Annotated in this window: 15 protein-coding genes, 1 pseudogene and 1 other annotated feature; of the genes and pseudogenes, 12 read left to right on the top strand and 4 right to left on the bottom strand. The window is 46.4% G+C overall.

Annotation, left to right across the window (positions count from 1 at the left end; all coding sequences use genetic code 11):
- The 3 genes from OCV99_RS16650 to OCV99_RS16660 all read right to left on the bottom strand — a co-directional run.
- Positions 1–185 (bottom strand): GHKL domain-containing protein (locus tag OCV99_RS16650; RefSeq protein ID WP_158372078.1); only part of this gene is annotated, 185 nt, incomplete at its 3' end.
- Between the two features lie 303 nt (positions 186–488).
- A complete protein-coding gene (locus OCV99_RS16655) occupies positions 489–1,208 on the bottom strand; it encodes a hypothetical protein (protein WP_158372050.1) in 720 nt (239 codons plus the stop codon).
- Between the two features lie 12 nt (positions 1,209–1,220).
- A complete protein-coding gene (locus OCV99_RS16660) occupies positions 1,221–1,946 on the bottom strand; it encodes a LytR/AlgR family response regulator transcription factor (RefSeq protein WP_158372052.1) in 726 nt (241 codons plus the stop codon).
- A gap of 172 nt (positions 1,947–2,118) precedes the next feature.
- Between OCV99_RS16660 and OCV99_RS16665 the strand changes: the two genes are divergently transcribed.
- From OCV99_RS16665 to OCV99_RS16685, 5 genes are read left to right on the top strand one after another with little or no spacing between them, the layout of a single operon-like run.
- Positions 2,119–2,928, top strand: coding sequence for a DUF2238 domain-containing protein (locus tag OCV99_RS16665; RefSeq protein ID WP_317248802.1), 810 nt, complete (start codon positions 2,119–2,121; stop codon positions 2,926–2,928).
- Positions 2,925–8,780, top strand: coding sequence for an InlB B-repeat-containing protein (locus tag OCV99_RS16670; protein ID WP_158372056.1), 5,856 nt, complete (start codon positions 2,925–2,927; stop codon positions 8,778–8,780). The genes OCV99_RS16665 and OCV99_RS16670 overlap by 4 nt, the downstream gene beginning before the upstream one ends.
- Positions 8,781–8,808: 28 nt before the next feature.
- A complete protein-coding gene (locus OCV99_RS16675; RefSeq protein ID WP_158372058.1) occupies positions 8,809–9,309 on the top strand; it encodes a hypothetical protein in 501 nt (166 codons plus the stop codon).
- Between the two features lie 44 nt (positions 9,310–9,353).
- Positions 9,354–9,983 (top strand): hypothetical protein, encoded by a 630-nt coding sequence (locus tag OCV99_RS16680; protein WP_158372060.1) that lies wholly within the window; start codon positions 9,354–9,356, stop codon positions 9,981–9,983.
- Between the two features lie 20 nt (positions 9,984–10,003).
- Positions 10,004–10,354, top strand: coding sequence for a hypothetical protein (locus OCV99_RS16685; protein WP_158372062.1), 351 nt, complete (start codon positions 10,004–10,006; stop codon positions 10,352–10,354).
- Between the two features lie 40 nt (positions 10,355–10,394).
- On the opposite strand, the gene OCV99_RS16690 is transcribed toward OCV99_RS16685, so the two are convergent.
- Positions 10,395–11,165 carry an RluA family pseudouridine synthase gene (locus tag OCV99_RS16690; RefSeq protein ID WP_158372064.1) on the bottom strand — a complete coding sequence of 257 codons (771 nt, stop codon included), beginning with the start codon at positions 11,163–11,165 and terminating at the stop codon, positions 10,395–10,397.
- Positions 11,166–11,255: 90 nt separating this feature from the next.
- Between OCV99_RS16690 and OCV99_RS16695 the strand changes: the two genes are divergently transcribed.
- The 7 genes and pseudogenes from OCV99_RS16695 to OCV99_RS16725 all read left to right on the top strand — a co-directional run bounded on the left by OCV99_RS16695 (position 11,256) and on the right by OCV99_RS16725 (position 17,305).
- A complete protein-coding gene (locus OCV99_RS16695; protein ID WP_158372066.1) occupies positions 11,256–12,215 on the top strand; it encodes a calcium/sodium antiporter in 960 nt (319 codons plus the stop codon).
- A gap of 13 nt (positions 12,216–12,228) precedes the next feature.
- Complete coding sequence (locus OCV99_RS16700) at positions 12,229–13,185, top strand: polysaccharide deacetylase family protein (RefSeq protein ID WP_158372068.1); 957 nt, start codon at positions 12,229–12,231, stop codon at positions 13,183–13,185.
- A 77-nt stretch (positions 13,186–13,262) separates the two neighbouring features.
- Positions 13,263–13,475 (top strand) — a binding site (T-box leader).
- 89 nt (positions 13,476–13,564) lie between these two features.
- The gene (proS, locus tag OCV99_RS16705) at positions 13,565–15,004 is read left to right on the top strand and encodes a proline--tRNA ligase (RefSeq protein ID WP_158372070.1); all 1,440 of its coding nucleotides are present in this window, start codon (positions 13,565–13,567) and stop codon (positions 15,002–15,004) included.
- A 127-nt stretch (positions 15,005–15,131) separates the two neighbouring features.
- A pseudogene (locus OCV99_RS16710) lies at positions 15,132–15,458 on the top strand (transposase); the annotation flags it as partial.
- Positions 15,459–15,533: 75 nt separating this feature from the next.
- Positions 15,534–16,073, top strand: a complete 540-nt coding sequence (locus tag OCV99_RS16715; protein WP_158372072.1) for a type IV toxin-antitoxin system AbiEi family antitoxin domain-containing protein — start codon at positions 15,534–15,536, stop codon at positions 16,071–16,073.
- A 2-nt stretch (positions 16,074–16,075) separates the two neighbouring features.
- Entirely contained in the window at positions 16,076–16,789 is a 714-nt protein-coding gene (locus tag OCV99_RS16720) for a nucleotidyl transferase AbiEii/AbiGii toxin family protein (protein WP_158372074.1), read from the top strand.
- 333 nt (positions 16,790–17,122) lie between these two features.
- Positions 17,123–17,305 carry a hypothetical protein gene (locus OCV99_RS16725; RefSeq protein ID WP_317248804.1) on the top strand — a complete coding sequence of 61 codons (183 nt, stop codon included), beginning with the start codon at positions 17,123–17,125 and terminating at the stop codon, positions 17,303–17,305.
- The last annotated feature ends 229 nt before the right edge of the window (positions 17,306–17,534 follow it).

Below are 17,534 nucleotides of genomic sequence, written 5' to 3' on the forward strand. Positions count from 1 at the left end.
TGGCCGAAACCGCTATGCCGGGAGGAAAGAAAGGAGCCGTTCCTGCTTTTAACGGCATCGGTATAAGGGTTGCGGATTTTCATTGCCAGCATGCTGGAAGCGGTCTGCACAAGTTTTAGCTGAATGTAGGGGGCTTCGGCCTGTTCGCAGCCATAGACTGCATTTTCCAGAAGATTTCCCATCATCACACACAAATCCTGTTCAGAAATAGGAAGCTGGTCAGGCAGCTTCAGAGAGAATTCTGTCCGGATATTTCTGTCACGGCAGAGGGATTCATAATAAGAAAGAATAGCGTTCAATGCCGGTGAATCTGAATAAATGGTAAGTTCTGTTGAAGCGCTCTGGATATAGGATGAGACGTAAGTATCCAGGCGTGCATAGTCCTTCTGGTTCAATAATTCTGAGATTACAATGAGCTGGTGGCGGAAATCGTGCCGGATCCGGCTGTTCTCCCGGACAGAGTTCAGAAGCTGCTGATACTGTGCCCCCTAGATGGATAAAATCTCGTTGTAGTGTTCCAGATTCTGCTTTTCAGTGAAAGTATGGACAAACTGGTAGAAAAGCATATAAAGGAGAACAATCAATATAATCAGGCAGGTTAGAACCGAGATATACATGAACCGTGCACGGCCGATATACATCCAGCTATAGTTATGGGGAATCAGAATATAGGTTACGATAACACATAAAAACGGAAATGGGCAGACATAATTCCAAATCACCTTGGAATGAAAATGCGCAATCAGCCAGCCCAGGTATTTGGTAAAAGGCAGATAGAGAACGAAGTCTGCCAGCGTTAAAAATGCAAGCTGGAAAAGGAAGCCCTCCACGGAGATATCCTGGTACGTATTGTCCGGGTGCAGGGAGACATCTATCAGCGTTGCGAAAATGCGGGAAAAACCGCTGATCATGTATACGGTAAGGAAAATAAAAAGTGATTTATTAAGCGGCAGTTCCAATTGCTGTTGATAAAAATAGAAGAAGAACACACCCGCAAACATTGCCAGCAGGAATCTGGTTGGAAGGATTGTGAGATGGGAAACCGGGATGGAGAGCAGGAAAAAACCAACAAGACATGCAGCAGATCTCAGGAGTAGAGCAGAAGCTCTGCATCTGAGATAGTCTCGTACAGGAAATATGCATAAGAACATCAATGGGATCAGCATCGTACATGTATAGAGGATGTTGAAGATATTTAATGTGTTCATCCGTAGTTCTCCTTATATCTCATCGAGTTTCTCAAAATGGTAGTTGTGATAAGTGCTCTTAATAGAAGCACGGTCGGCTCTGCGGATGGGAAAACGATGACCGTCCTTCATGACGTATACATCCGTTTCCTCCGATATAATATGTTCCATATTCAGCAGAATCCCACGATTGCAGTTCAGAAAACATCCGCAGCTTTCTGTAAGTTCGCAGACTTTACTGAAAGGAATCCGATAGCGGTGCTCCGTCCCGTCTGTCATCAGGAATATTGTATAATTGTTGTCAGAAAGGATATGCTGGATCCCATTAATCGGAAGCTGAACCGTCTGGCTGCCGCTGACAAAATCCAGAGTCCGGCGTATGGCGGGCAGCCGTCTGCGGATATCCGTAAGAACCTGAAAAATCCGTTCCTTTGTAAAATCTTCCTTATCAATATAGTCGAAGCAATGGAGGCTTGCGGCCTGCCAGATATGTTCCCGGCTGACGGTCAAAAAGACAACAAGGCACTGGGCGCTCATTTCCCATAGCTTTCTGGCAGTCTCTATTCCATCCATGCATTCCATAAAAATATCTAAAAATACGGCGGTGTAATCATTCTGGTTCAAAGAGGCAATAAAATCGCTTCCGTCTGAAAAACAGGAAATATCTATGCACAGAGAGTATTCCTTTTCATATTGGCGAATCAGTTGAATCAGCAGGGTGGATTCCTGCCGGTTGTCATCTACAACTGCGATATTCATAGCACATCCACTTTCCCTTTCCCTCTATATATGAGTGTATCAAAAATCCATATTATTATAGCATCCATTCCTCCCGAAAATCTACCGTTTACACCAAATTGGTAGATTTTATTGAGAAAATTATTGATAATGAATCCGTAAATATATGAATAGCCTAAGGAGGAAAATGAGGATGGCAGCAGGAGTAAAGGCACAAAACCAGAAAAGAACGAAGGTGGAACTTGCGCTGATGGTACTGGTGGCAATATCCATTGTGCGGCAGTTCTTCCTGGGAAATTATCATAATATGTTTCTGGGAATTCTTACATTGCTTTTGTTCATGGTACCAAAACTGATTGAGAAAAAGCTGAGAGTAGAGATTCCGATTGGGCTGGAGACAGTAATCCTGGTATTTATCTTCTGCGCGGAGATTCTGGGAGAAATCAATGCCTTTTATGTCAGAATCCCTATCTGGGATACCATTTTACATACGACCAATGGATTTCTGATGGCGGCAATCGGATTTGCGCTGATTGACATTTTCAATAGAAGCGAACGGTTTTCTATTAAGATGTCGCCGTTTTTCGTGGCGTTTGTGGCATTCTGTTTCTCCATGACGGTGGGAGTGCTGTGGGAATTCTTTGAATTCGGTATGGACTGGTTCTTCCAGACCGACATGCAGAAGGACTGGATTCTTCCGGCAATCAGTTCTGTAAAGCTGAACCCTGACGGGGCAAACGTACCGGTGAAGGTAGCCATTGAATCGGTGATGATTAACGGAGAAGAGTGGAACCTGGGCGGTTATCTGGACGTTGGAATTGTAGATACCATGAAGGACCTGATGGTAAACTTTGTGGGAGCGATAGTATTTTCCATCGTGGGAGTGATTTACCTGAGAAGAAGGGGAGAGGGCAAGCTTGCCGCGTCTCTGATTCCCCAGGTAAAAGGACAGGAAGAGGAAGGATGCGAAGAAGCATCTGAAAAAAAGGAGGCGGTAGAGTGAAAAGAAACTGGAAGAAATGGACAGAAAAAGCGCTTAGTGCGGCGCTGATTGCAGCGATGGCGGCGGCATATCTGCCTGCAGCCAAAGGAGCGGAGGCAGAAGCGGCGGAGGCGTCCGCAGGAGGAACGACCTATGAGGGCGAGTTGAATGCCATGACCGACGAAGAATATGCGAAGTTCGGGCTGGCGAACAGTTCACCGGACGAATTTGACCCGGAGGATACGTCGAATCCGCTGGATGAGTATGAGTCAATCACACCTACAGAATTATTTGTGGGCTATGGGAATAAGACGAGTTCCTATGAAGCAGAATTTTTCATAGCGGATAATGTGACAGAATCTTCCGCAAGTGCGTTTAGTCTGGATACGATGGATGACAAGTTGATAGGCAAGAAAGTCGATCTGGACGAAGGAAGTAAAAACATTCATGCTCTTGCAGAATGCGGGGCGGATATTGATGGAGACGGTACGGATGAGCTGATAACGCAGGAAATTTATTCGATAAGGAATAGTAGCCGCGGATCGGAAGTACGTCTCTATGCCTATGATTATGATGAAGCAGCTGAGGAATGGGTGAAGATATCAGAATGCAGCACATCGATACATGATTCGAGTTCTGATTGGACGACTCAGATACGAACGGATTCCACGGAATGCCTGACCGGTCTGACGGCAGGAGATTTTAATGGCGACGGCAAGGAAGAAGTGGTGATGTATTATCCGATTGCATCCGGAAGGCTGTATATGTGGGATGGGAAGAGCAAGGAGGATGCCCATTATGTTATGGAGCTTAGTGATCTCAATGATGAGAATAATAGTTATAACCACATAACAGGCTTTACACAGTCGATCGTCTCCTTATCCACAACCAGTATCTCAGGACGGGATGATCTGGTGATTAACATCAGCAAGCCTCTTACATCAAGCGGCGAATTCAGTACAAGCGGACAAAGCTCCCTTATGGCAATCTACCGCTATTCGATGGGGTGGGAATGTGAGTATAGGAGCAGCTTGACCTACGGCAGTACACGTATGAGATTTTGCTCTTCCACAGATACAGATGTGAACGGAAATGGAATCGAAGAGCTTCTTATCGGCGGGTACAAGAATACCGAATGGAGTACGAACAATGACGTCGGGATACTGGATGCATCCAAGAATCTGATTCAGTTAATCTGCTGGAATGAGACGGAGCAGAAGTATGAAGAGGTTTGGGATGCCCCGAAAGAGGTGGAAGCGCTTGCAAATCTTCCGCTTACAACAGTTATGACAGAACCGGCAGCATTGGCGGCAGGAAGATTTCATGCAGACTCTGATGCGGATCAGGTATTTTTGGAGGGCGTCGTGTCGAAGTTCGCCGGAGGTGAGGCAAACGGCGCTTCGGAAAAAGAACGGCTGTCCGGCGGTTCTTTCTCAACGGAGTACAAGGCTCCTATAGATAACCTGAATGCAGCGTTTATCAGTACGGCGTGCGCCGGAACTTTTTCTACCAATGGAAGGGGCGCGGAACAACTTGTGTTTGTAGCGGGGGACTTCCAAGGCAGCAGTGATCATAGCAAGGTATATCTGGACGTCTATTGGATCTGGGAAAATGGTGATAAAAATCTTACCGGTTCTAAGTCAGATAATGATTACCTGAAGGGAAGAGCGTCACAGGGAGAAGGAAGTTTTCTGACGCTCTGCGCACTGGACGCAGATGAGGATACGGTTCAGGTGCAATATGAAGGAAAAACTTATGGATGGAGCGATCCGACCTTGTACTGTGTGTTGCAGAGCCCGCCGTACTGGAGCGAATTACAGTATAACAGTGAGACTTATGGCGCGGGAGAAGTATCCTATAGTATTAGCTATGGTTCGTCCACAGGACAGGAGAGGGAACATGGAGTGTCTCTTGGATTCTTTTTAGAGGCGTCTGCGGTGATTGGTCCCAGCTTTTTTGGAAATGGAGTGCAGGTAGGCGGCGGATTCGACTTTTCCGGCATGAAAGAACAGACGGAAAGCTGGGGAACCGAACACGAAGTAAATGATTCGGTAGAGTTCATTGTGGCGCCCGGAGAGGATCAGGCAATTATCCTGGCGATTCCGCTGGTTATCTATCATTATAAGATATGGATTCCGGAATATGAGGTTACCCAGGAGGAAGTAGACGCTTATAACGAATTGCGCAAGGAGAATCCGGCGCTGGATCCTTATCCGTATGAGGAAGGAGAGATAGCGCCGGGAAGCTGGCAGGAGTATGATGTGCAGATGCAGCTGGAACCGGCATTCTCGAATATTCCGATAGAGACATATAATGAGCTGGCGGAAGAATACAAAGATTCCAAAGGACTCCGACCTGTTACGGAAGAAACGCTGGCAAGCAAAACCATCGGGGATCCATCGACTTATCCGGGCAGTGAAGCGGAGATTAAAGAGCCTGGAAATGTAGAGAATTTACATATTTCCAGAAACGCTGTGCGGACCATTTCTTCGGAATCCGGGAAAAAGCTGACGTATGAGATTGCGAAAGACTCCACCCACGCCGAAACTACGGCTGTAAATTATGATGGTTCACTGTATGCAAAAGCAGAATTGGAAGGAAAGATTCCATTTGTCGGCGAGACCAGCGGAGAGGTTGCGATGGGGTTCAAATGGGAGCAGAGTGACGGTTGTACTTCGATGAATACATCTACCAATGGAATGGAATTTTCTACTACCATTTGTGATATGCCGAAAGGAAGCGATGACTATTCCTTTACGACACAGCTGGCAGTGTTCAATAATACAGACCTTCCGATGGGAGGCGGCCAGACGGATGCAGTGAATAAGCAGGGAAACGCCTATTGCGTAGGTTATATTGTGACCGGAGTGGATGCGCCGCCGAAAACAGCAGTAGACTTGCGGGTTTTTGCTACGACGGAGCATGAGGTGGCGCTGAAATGGGATACCTCTTCCTACCGTCCGGCGCAGTCCTGGGAAGTGTTTGTGGAAGATCCGGTTACCGGACAGGAACATTCTCTTGGCATTACGAACGATACGTATTATGTGGCGACCCATTTGGATCCGGGAACGACTTACCGGTTTGCATTGAAAGCATATGAGGAGGAAGACGGGCGCGGCGATGCCAGTGTAATTAGTCGCTGGGTATCTGCAATCACGAAGGACAGCAGTTCTTCCGCCCCGTATTTTATAAAGCAGCCGCAGCGCGTAGTGGTAGCTCCTGATGACGGAGAAGTACATACCATGACGGCGGAAGCGCAGATTGGCGAAGGCATGGACGGGGCAGTCCTGACATATCAATGGCAGAAATATACGCATGCGCACCTGACAGGGGAAGGAACCTGGGAGAATATTGACGGGGCGACGCAGGCCGTATATCAATTGCCGAAGGTTACTTCAGAAAATGTCGGTGAGTTTGAAGAACAGACCCATTACCGTGTGGTTGCAACCCAGACAAAGGGAAGCAATATTAAGAGTGCAATCTCAAAGGTGGCAACTATGTATATCAATTCGGACGGAAGCGAGCATGACTTCTATGAATTGCAGCTTGGGCTGTCCGTGTCCGGGGAACAAGTAAGCGAGCAGAGCGGCGACTATTATACAAGCGACGGGACGGCGGATTTTGCCGTTACAATCAGTCCGGCGGATGCAGACGGAAAGACGCCACTTGAAGGAATCATCCAATTGATGTATTGCGATGAGAGCGGGAAAGAAATCGGTGTTCTCGGAAGCGGAAGCTTTGCGGATGGAGAGAGGACTTGTGATATTTCCGTAAAAGAGATTCCGACAGGAATTTATAAGGTCTATGCTTCTTATTTAAGTATCGGACCGGATGGAAGCGGAGATATCGAGAGCTTCTATCTCCCGGCGCAGTCTGATCCGGTAACGCTTCACTCTGTGGAAGAGTATCGGATTACCTACCATATGAATGGCGGTATCAATCATTCAGCAAATCCGACGGTACTGACAAATGAGAGTGCAGCAGTTGTGCTGGAGGATCCGACGAGAAATTACTATACTTTCAACGGATGGTATCTGGACGAGGCGCTGACACAGCCCCTTGAAAATAATACGGTTGACCCGTTGACGCTGACAGGCGATGTGGATTTGTACGCTGGATGGGAAGCGGTTTCCTGGCAGATTGCTTATGAATTAAACGGCGGGACGAACAGCCCGGATAATCCGGCTTCCTATACCGTGGAAGATACGGTAATCCTGAAAGATGCGGCAAAAGACGGCTGCCGTTTCCTTGGGTGGTATACACAAGGAGATTTCTCAGGAAATCCGGTAGAGAAAATTGACGGAGCGGCTGCGGCAGATGTTACCCTCTACGCAAAGTGGGAAGAAATTGAAGTTCCGTTTGACCGGGATGATGAAACAGGAGCTTATCTGATTTCCAGCTATGAAGATCTGACGGCGATGGCACAGAAAATCCAGGATAACCCGAGCCAGTATGGAGCAGCAACTTACATACAGACCTGCAACATCAATTGTGGGGAGAGGGAGTGGACGCTGCCGCTTGGTACGCAAGAACATCCCTTCCAGGGAATTTATGAGGGCGAAGACTATTATATCCTGGGGCTGCGTCCTGTAAATGGAAGCAATGGATTGTTTGGAGTGATTGGCGAGAGCGGTATGGTGAAGAATCTTTCGGTGATTGACTTTGATTATAGCGAGACGCCGGAGACGGCGGGCGGAATCGCCGGAATAAACCGGGGAAAAATCATCGGATGCGGAAGCGGCATTAATCTGACTTCTGCGGCGACTATTTTCCGCAACGGGGAAGCAGTACCGATTTACACATTGAATTCAGATATAAAGGGAATCTGCGTGGGAGGAATTGCCGGACGCAATGAAGGCGTCATTCAGGACAGCCGCAGCAACGCGGCCGTATCCGGAACCTGCGCGGGTGGAATTGCCGGAGAGAACACCGGAACCATCCTGAATGTATATAATGTAGGAACTGTGGCAGGAACGAATGCGGCAGGCAGCACGGCGGGCGGCATTGCCGGAAAGAATTCCGGTGAAGGAAAGCTTCAGTACGGTTACAATGCTGCGGCCGTTACAGGCGCGGCGGCAGGAGGCATTGCCGGAACCAGCGACAATACCAATATCCGGGATTTATGGTATTTGTCTGATATAACCGCAGCATGCACAAATCAGGAAGACGGGGCGCTGACCGTGGGACGGAAGACGACGGCTGAAATGAAAACCCAGGAATTCTGTGATACATTGAATCATGCGATTGAAAAACAGAAAGAGGAGCTTGGCCTGCGGGATTGGGTCTACGGCGCAAGTGAAAATGAAGGATATCCAAGGCTTACGAGAGAAGTGGTGGTACAGCAGACTCTGACAAATGAGAAGCTTGGCATCAGCGTCAGCGGCTTGATTCATCCGGGAGCAACTCTGAAGCTTGAAAAGCTTTCTTCAGACCATGCGGAATATAAGAGTGTTGCCGAGGCGCTGAAATCCGGCAAGCTGCTGGAAGGCTGGAAATTATCGCTGGTTTATGCGGACGGTACTTACAGCACATGGGAAGGAAAGCTTACCGTTACGTTGAAGCCGGAGACGAAAGAGAAGCTTAAGGATCTGAGTATCTTCCACCAAAACGATAAGGGCGATGTGCTTGAACTTAAGACACAGAATGACGGCGAACAATTAATTGTCCAGACAAATACGCTGGGAAGCTTCTGCGTTGTAAAGGGAGAGACGGGAAGCCAGACGACAGATAACCAGAATGGCAGCAGTCAGAATAATAAAAGTACAGTAAAGACAGGCGATACGGCGAATCCGGCTGTGCTGATCTTCCTGCTGCTGGTATCCGGAGGAATCATCATTCTTTTGTTTATCCGGCATAAAAAAAGACGTTCGTAGCATAGGCTTCATGTAAGCGGAGGAAAGAATGAAAGACAAGAAAAAAAGATATTGGACACTTTTGGTTTTATTAATTGTAATTCTGATTGCAGGGATTGCGGCAGCCGTTTACTTTTCCCGGCAAAAGGATCCAGAGACGGGCGGCAATGCGTATGTGGATGCAGATGCCTCGGCATGGGACGATGGCATTGACACGGAAGAGCCGAGAGAGATTACTGAAAATATTCTGGTGCCGGGATACAGCGGCGCTGAGATGAAGGCAGGCGATACGACGCTGAGCCTGCGGATCGGAAACCCGGAGGAGAACACCTGCTATCTGCAGGCAACTCTGCAATTGGAAGATGGAACTGTATTGTATGAATCCGGTTTGCTTGAACCCGGAACCGGGTTCGAGCAGATCGAACTGAACCAGACGCTGGAGGCAGGAACCTACGAGGCGCTGGTACATTATCAGGGGTATAGCATGGATGAGGAACGCAGCGAGCTGAATGCCAGCGACTCTGCATTTACTCTGACAGTTACACCATAAATGAAAAACATGTAATAACATGAATCAGAAAGCGAGGAAAAAATATGAGTATGAAGAAAAAAATGGCTCCGTTTCTGGCGGCGGCGCTGCTGGCAGCTAATGCTTTGCCGGTAATGGCAGTAGATGTGAGCGGAGGGGATGTTTCAGATATCCAGGATGTTACAAATGCCCAGCAGTCCGGAAGCACAACGGTGGTTGCGAATGTAGCGGAAACAGATCCGGGAGCTGTGGAGTATATTGTTTCTGTTCCCAAATATGTGGACTTTGGCGGTCTGAAGCGAAATGGAGAAGGGGAATATAATCTGGTTTTGAATGGGAAAGTGAAATTAACATCCGTTTCTAATCTGGATGCAAGTAAGAGAGTGGCAGTTCTGGTACAGGATGCGGCAAATGGAACGGAAGGATTCCGGATTTACGGTCAGACCGGCGCTGCTGCAAGTAATAATCAATATCTGGTATATAATATTCTGGCAAATAGCAACGATTTGCTTGCAAGTACGAAATATGCCAATGGATTTTTGATTGGCGCGTTCCAGAACGCAGAGGACGCTGTTAATTTAGATTTTAAACTGGATCAGAATCAGATTACGGGAGAACTGGATAACTGGGTAGGAACTTACCAGGGAACACTTACATTCTATAGTAAAGTGGTTGATGCGGCTGAATATAACTAAGAAACAGAAGAGGTGGGAAAATGCGGCGGATAGCAGCGGTTCTTCCAGTCAGCCTCTGTCTTATGATAACAGCTATGATCATGTCTGCGCCACTTCCGGTTTGTGCCGGGACGTTGTCTGGGGATGAGCAGACCGGGAGTACGGAACAGACGGTGGTGACAGCACAGGTAGAGGCGGAAGAGGAACCGACAGAGCCGGAGCCGGAGGAACCACCGGGCGGCGAGGAACCGGACGGCGGGAAAACGGATGACAGACTGAAAAAGAGTGTCCGAACCGGAGACTATAATGAAAGAATCACCTTGCTTTTTCTACTTTTGCTGGGAAGTATGCTGATTATTGCGGACAGAATCCGAAGGTTGAGCAGACCGTGATTAAGAAGAAAGTGATGAAGAATGTGCTTTGGACTTCCTTTTAAGGAAGCACAAAGCACATTTTTTCTTTCGTCCGTGGATGGAGGAAGGAAAGCTTGTAGGCACAAAGCATTAGCTCCTGCTTATCCTGCTGTCCGGATCGTTCCCGGCGGATGCCGCCGGAAGCACTGCTGTTCCCGGCATCCGGCGCTGAAGGATTATATTTGGTGTCGCCGACAATCGGACATCCCATGTGGGCGAGCTGGACACGGATCTGGTGATGCCGCCCTGTGTCAAGATGAATTTCCAGAAATGTGTGGGCGCTGTTTTCCTTTGCGGGGATACCGGTATCCGTGAGTGCGCCTGCGCTCTCGGGGGAAATGGTGCGGTAGTGAAGCCTTGCCGGTTTGGCGCCGGGCGTTTCCTTGTCACAGATGCGGGAAGTATTGGTGCGTCCGTCTTTTACCAGATAATCTTCTAAGGTGCCCTCAGGAACCGGAGGTGTGCCTTCTGTTTCTGCCAGATAATATTTGCCGAAGCCTCCGTTTTGAAGCTGACGGTTCAGTTCACGGGCAGCGGCAGGAGTCTTGGCGAAGACGAGGATACCTGCTACCGGCTGGTCCAGACGGTGGATGACAGCAAGGTACGGCTGCCTGGAAGACGGCTCTCTCGAAGAAGGAATCCCTGCAGCGTTCGCGGCAATATGGTTTTTAATCAGCGTTTCCATATCAGGGTCGGCGGCCCGTCTGGTCTGCACGGGAAGACCATGCGGCTTCCTACATACAATTATGTCGTTATCTTCGTATAAAATGCTTAAAAGGTCTGTTTTCATGGGGTTCTCCTTGACTTATTTTCCTTACACAATTATTATTTAAACATAGTATTTGAATAAATGTCAATCAGGGAAAGAGGAATCATAAGAATGAGTTATCTGTTGTTAGTTTTAGGATTTGTGCTTTTGGTGAAAGGAGCAGATTTTTTTGTGGATGGAAGCTCCAGTGTGGCAAAGATATTGAAAGTGCCGTCCATCGTGATTGGGCTTACGGTAGTGGCATTCGGGACGAGTATGCCGGAATTGTCTGTCAGTGTGACGGCGGCGCTGAATGGAAATAACGATTTGGCGGTCAGCAATGTGCTGGGTTCCAATATATTTAATCTTCTGGTAGTGCTGGGATGCTGTGCGCTGGTGAATCCGGTACACGCAAAATGGTCGCTGCTTAAGAAGGAGTTTCCGTTTTCCATATTTATCACGGTAATCCTTCTGCTTCTGGTTTCTGATTTTTCCGTTACAAAGGTTATCAAAGGGACGGAATCCTTCTCTCTGGGTAAACTGGGAGGACTTTTGTTTCTCATTTTATTTGCCATTTTTTTGTATGCGACGGTCAAGTCTGCGCTGGCTTCCAGAAAGGAGGTGCAGGACGAAGACTATAAAGTAATGAGTCCGTTAAGAAGCGGGGTGTATATTGTCGGAGGTATTGCCGGAATTGCACTGGGAGGAGATTTGGTAGTGGACAGCGCGTCCGACATTGCGGCGGCGTTTGGACTGAGCCAGACTTTTATCGGGCTTACTATTGTTGCGTTGGGAACTTCGCTGCCGGAACTGGTAACTTCGATGGTTGCGGCGGGAAAAGGAGAAAATGATCTTGCGGTAGGCAATGTTGTGGGATCGAATATTTTCAATATTCTGCTGATTCTGGGCGTGTCTGCGGTGATTACACCGATTACACTGGATGTAACGGCAGTATATGATACATTTATTTTGATTATTGCCAGCCTGGTTGTGTACATAGCGGCAATTAGTAAGCGGGAGATACGCAGGAGCGAAGGGGCACTTTTCCTGTTGGTGTATTTGATGTTCTTTGTATATATTTTGATTCGATAAGGTGGATGAGTGTGTGAGTAAATTAAAAATAATAGCAGGAGCTGTGGCAGGAATTGTGTGTCTGGCAGGAGCCGTATGCCTGGGGGTTTTTACATGGAGAGATTATCAGACGCAGCAGGAGCAGGCTGCAGGAAGAGAAGAAGCGGAGAAGCTGCTTCGCCCGCTGGATGTGGAGTGGAACCGGATTCAGCAGGAAATAGACGACCTGGAAGAGGAGTATTCCCTTAAAATGGAAGGAACAGGAACGGCGGAAGTGCTCTTTACACATCCGGATGCCCGGGTATATGAAGAAGCGTACCCTATTATGGAAGAGTATGGATATACCGGCGTTCTGGCAGTGTCAGAGCAGCAGTTCCCGGGGACAGAAGGAAATATGAGCCTGGAGCAGTTCCAGGAGCTGATTCAGGCAGGCTGGAGTACTTGTATTGTGTGGAGCGGCGATGATATGTACACGTGGCTGGGCGCATTAGCGCTAAAGATGCAGGAGACGGGAGTCCCCGGCAGCAGCGTGATGTATTTCCCGTCCGAAACATATCTTAAAGAATATGACGAAATTTTGCTTGCCCATGGATTCGCGGCTGCGGTGCATCACGGGGAGGCCGGAGAAATGGATACAGCCGCAGGTGAAGGAGGAATCTGGCATCCGGCTGCGGTCGGGCTGCAGGGAGAGACGCCGAAGTACCGGCTGGATGACGCCGTGAAAAATAAGGCAAACATTGTTTATACGGTGGGCTGGCAGCAGGAAGATGAGATGTATAATGAAAAAATGTTCCGGTCAATGCTGAGTTATTTTAAACAATACCAGGAAGAAAGTGGTCTTCAGGTAATGGATATTGCGGGAGCGGGGGAATACAGGCAGCAATTGGAAAATGATAAAGGGGCAATTGAACAGGAATATCTGCAGAAGAAGGAAGAACTGGAACGGCAGAAGGAAGACATAGAACGCCAAATGGATGAAATCGGGAAATAACCTCTTGACAAATGCCGGTAATTTTATTAGAATTTCCTTAATTGAATAATCCGTCGGCAATGATAGTTGCAGAAGACGGAGTGGCAGTGAAGAGGAATAGTAATTGCAGCGGAAGTCCTACAGAGAGAGAATCCATTGGCTGAAAGATTTTTGATTAGAAGCGCAGTGAACCTACCTTGGAGCCTCTGTGCGAAAGCACAGCGTGACATTAGCGTTAATGGTGATGAGAGAGGACTGCGGAAGGGCCGCAGTTAATTAGGGTGGTACCGCCGAGCTTTTCGGTCCCTTTGAGGGAAGCGAAAGGCCTGGCGTTTTTTGTTTCCCGCATCAGAATTAAGTGGAGCAAGGGCTCCGCAGGAATGAAAAGGAGAAAAGAGACATGGCAAAGGAAAAATTAGTCAAAAATATCACACCTCGTGATGAAAATTTTGCACAGTGGTACACGGATGTTGTCCGTGAAGCTGAGTTATGTGATTACTCAAGCGTAAAAGGATGTTTGAACTACCTGCCGAATGGTTATGCAATCTGGGAGCTGATTCAGGCGGATCTTGACAGACGGTTTAAAGAAACAGGTGTAGAGAACGTATATCTTCCGACGCTGATTCCGGAAAGCCTTCTGGAGAAAGAAGCGGATCACGTTGAGGGATTTGCCCCGGAAGTAGCATGGGTAACGCACGGCGGTATGGAAAGACTGCAGGAAAGATTATGCATCCGCCCTACATCAGAAACCTTGTTCTGTGATTTGTGGTCTAAGACCGTACGGTCATACCGGGATCTGCCGAAGGTATGGAATCAGTGGAATTCTGTGCTCCGTTGGGAGAAGACGACGAGGCCGTTCCTCCGCTCCAGAGAATTCTTGTGGCAGGAGGGACATACGTTGCATGCAACTTACGAGGAAGCAGAAGAAAGAACTATCCAGATGTGGCATGTATATGAAGACTGTTACAGAGAGACGCTGGCAATGCCGTTCGTATCAGGAAGGAAGGCAGAGCATGAGAAGTTTGCAGGTGCACAGGATACCTACACGATTGAAGCGCTGATGCATGACGGTAAAGCACTGCAGTCTGCAACCAGCCATTTCTTCGGAAGTGGATTCCCGGATGCATTTGATATTAAATATATAGATAAGAATAATCAGCCTCACAGCTGTTATGAGACTTCATGGGGATGGTCCACCAGAAGTATCGGCGGATTGATTATGGTTCACGGTGATGACGACGGTCTGGTACTGCCTCCGCATGTTGCTCCGGTAGAGTGCCGTGTCATTCCGGTAGCACAGCACAAAGAAGGCGTGCTTGACAGAGCTTATGCGCTGTTAGAAGAACTGAAGAAAGCAGGCTACAGAGTGAAAATCGATGATTCTGATAAGAGTCCGGGATGGAAATTCTCTGAGCAGGAGATTCTCGGAATTCCTACCCGTATCGAGATTGGACCAAAGGATATTGAGAAGAACCAGGTAATTGTTGTACGCCGTGATACCCGTGAGAAGATTGTGGTATCTCTGGATGAGATTGCAGGAAAGCTGCGCGACATCTTAGAGACAATTCAGCAGGATATGTATAAGAAGGCAGAAGCATTCTTAAACAGCCATATTGACACTGCTGTAACAATGGACGAGATGATAGAGAAGTTTAAGGCAAACCGCGGATTTGTAAAGGCTTGCTGGTGCGGCGATCCGGAATGCGAAGGCGAAGTGAAATACGTAACCGGCGGCGCGGCAACCAGATGTCTGATTGAAGATGAAGAGATGATTTCAGACAAATGTATCTGGTGCGGAAAACCTGCAAAGCATATGGCATACTGGGGTAAATCTTACTAAAAGATATCCCTGACATGTAAAGAAGAGACATTCCTATGAGATGTGGACTTTGTTAAGTTGTGAATAGCGGTGCGTCTCTAAGGAGTGTACTTGGGAGAGTCGGATGCGTCCGGTTCTCCTTTTAATTTACATTGAAGAAAGCAAATCCGGTTTTGATTTCGTGTCCGTAAGCAGTCATACCAGAATGGTAAATGCCAACAGACTGCAGGTATATGCTTTTACGTATAACATATTTAATTGGTTTAGACGCTTGGTGTTATCAGCAAACGTCTGAAAGCAACGCATTGATACCGTCCGTTAAAAACTGCTGAAGATTGCTGCAAAAGTAGTTCGTTCAGCAAGATATATCACATTCAAACTGTGTAGCAGCAGCCCTTATAAAAATGAATTCTATGAGACACTTTCAAATGTCGGCAAGTATGCACAGCTTGCTACACAAGAGGATTTTGATTGATAGATTTTAATTTTGAAAAATATCCGCAAAACAATAAAAAATGCGGATGAATTTCTAAATAAGGAGGCAGAAGCGATGAAAACACGTGCGGAATGTCTTGAAAAATATGGATCAGATTATTTTATTGAGAAAAAAATAAAAGAAGGCGAACTGTTCAAAGTTGGAAAAGGAATATATTCGGAGAAGAAATATGTCCCGGAAATTGCAATGTTCGTATACAAATATCCGAATGCGGTAGTAACAATGAAAAGTGCTTTTTACTTTCACGGATTAACGGACGTGATACCGGATGAATGTGATTTGGCAACAACCCGTGATGCTACTAAAATCAAAGATGAAAGAGTGAAGCAGTATTTTGTTCCTGATGACTTTTTCGAGGAAGGAATTGAAGCTGCTGATTATAAAGGGTATGATATACGGATTTACAATAAAGAACGTATGCTGATTGAACTTGTGCGATATAAAAGTAAGTTGCCTTTTGATTATTATAAGGAAATTATCTTAAATTACCGTAAGTTACTTCCAAGATTGGATATGCAGAAAATTCAGGATTATGCATTGATGGCACCAAAGAGTAATAAGGTGCTTGAAATTTTACAGATGGAGGTACTCTAAAGATGAATTTGGAGAAGATGGCAGAGAAATATAGGGATGCTGGGTATTCAGAACGGAATGCAGATGCACGTGTGTGTCAGGATATTGTACTTAAGGCAATTGTACGAAGCAATTTGGGAAGAAATGTAACCATAAAAGGTGGCGTTGTGATGCGCAGCATTACCGGGAATGTGAGACGCGCTACGGAAGACCTGGATTTGGATTTTATCAGATATTCATTGGAAGACGAATCCATCCGATATTTTATTTCAAAATTGAATTGTCTTGAAGGAATTAGAATTGAGATTAAAGGCAACAAAATTGAGCAGCTTTCTCAACAGGAGTATAGCGGAAAACATGTATATATTATCATTAAGGATGATGAGGGAGCAAGTCTGTTGATTAATTCCTGTGAGCAAATTTTTGCAGAGAAACTAAGATCATTGTTACGCTTTGGCCCTCTTTCTACAAGATATAAAGATATCTTTGATTTCTGCTATTTGAAAGATCATGTGGATATGTCACGACTTGCAGATTGCATTAGGGCGTATATCATCGACGAGCCATTAATGCGAGAAAAAGATATGAATGGTGTACGCAAGAGGGTAGCACTTACATTTTCAAATCGTCAGTTTAGAAGAAATGTGGAGCATTCCGGAGACAGAAACTGGCTTCAGATAGATGTGGGTGTTGCGTTTAAGATGATTCAAGACTTTTTGGAAACTGTTAATTTATAAAAATAATAATGTGATTACATAGGCATCTGTCAGAAATGGCAGGTGCCATTTTTTTAAGCTCCGAATCCTTTCACGGAATGTCTCTCCCTTTTTGTAGTCCTTATTTTAGGGCGCAAAAACCCCTTGTTTGGATTTTTTGAAGTGCTTCCCAGGCTAAGCTGTTTTCTGCTCCTGTTTTCCCTCATATTTCTTGACGAAGAAACTGAAGTTAATTTTCTGTTGCCCAATTTCAAAAAAGTCGTAAAACTGTCTATTTCCCGACAGCCCTTGAACGAAAACGGGTATGGTGGACGACGTACTTTACCCTATGTTTTTACGGAACAAGGAATATCTATGCTTGCAAGTGTTCTCCATAGCGAAGTTGCCGTAAATGTAAGTATCGGTATTATGAGGACTTTCGTAGAGATGCGTCGCTTTATCTCCAACAATGTTCTGCTTTTTGAGCGTATCAGCAATGTGGAATTGAAGCAGTTGGAATATCAGAAACAGACGGATGAGAAGTTAGAACAGATTTAGGATGCGTTCAGCTTGAAAATGCTGTGTCACGAACCGCTTTTTTGTTTTCAATGAGATGAAAAGAACAGGTCGGGAATAAATTTCGTAAACTATGCGTTTAATGAAATTTTTAATGAAAGATTATAAAATATAAATAAAGGTAGTGTAAAGTAGTCTATGAAAAAATGGAGCTGAAAAAATGGCTCCATCGGAACCTTGAAAATTGCAGATATATTAGCTTTTGGCGGTG

Source organism: Dorea acetigenes (assembly GCF_025567385.1).
GTDB lineage: Bacteria > Bacillota > Clostridia > Lachnospirales > Lachnospiraceae > Claveliimonas > Claveliimonas acetigenes.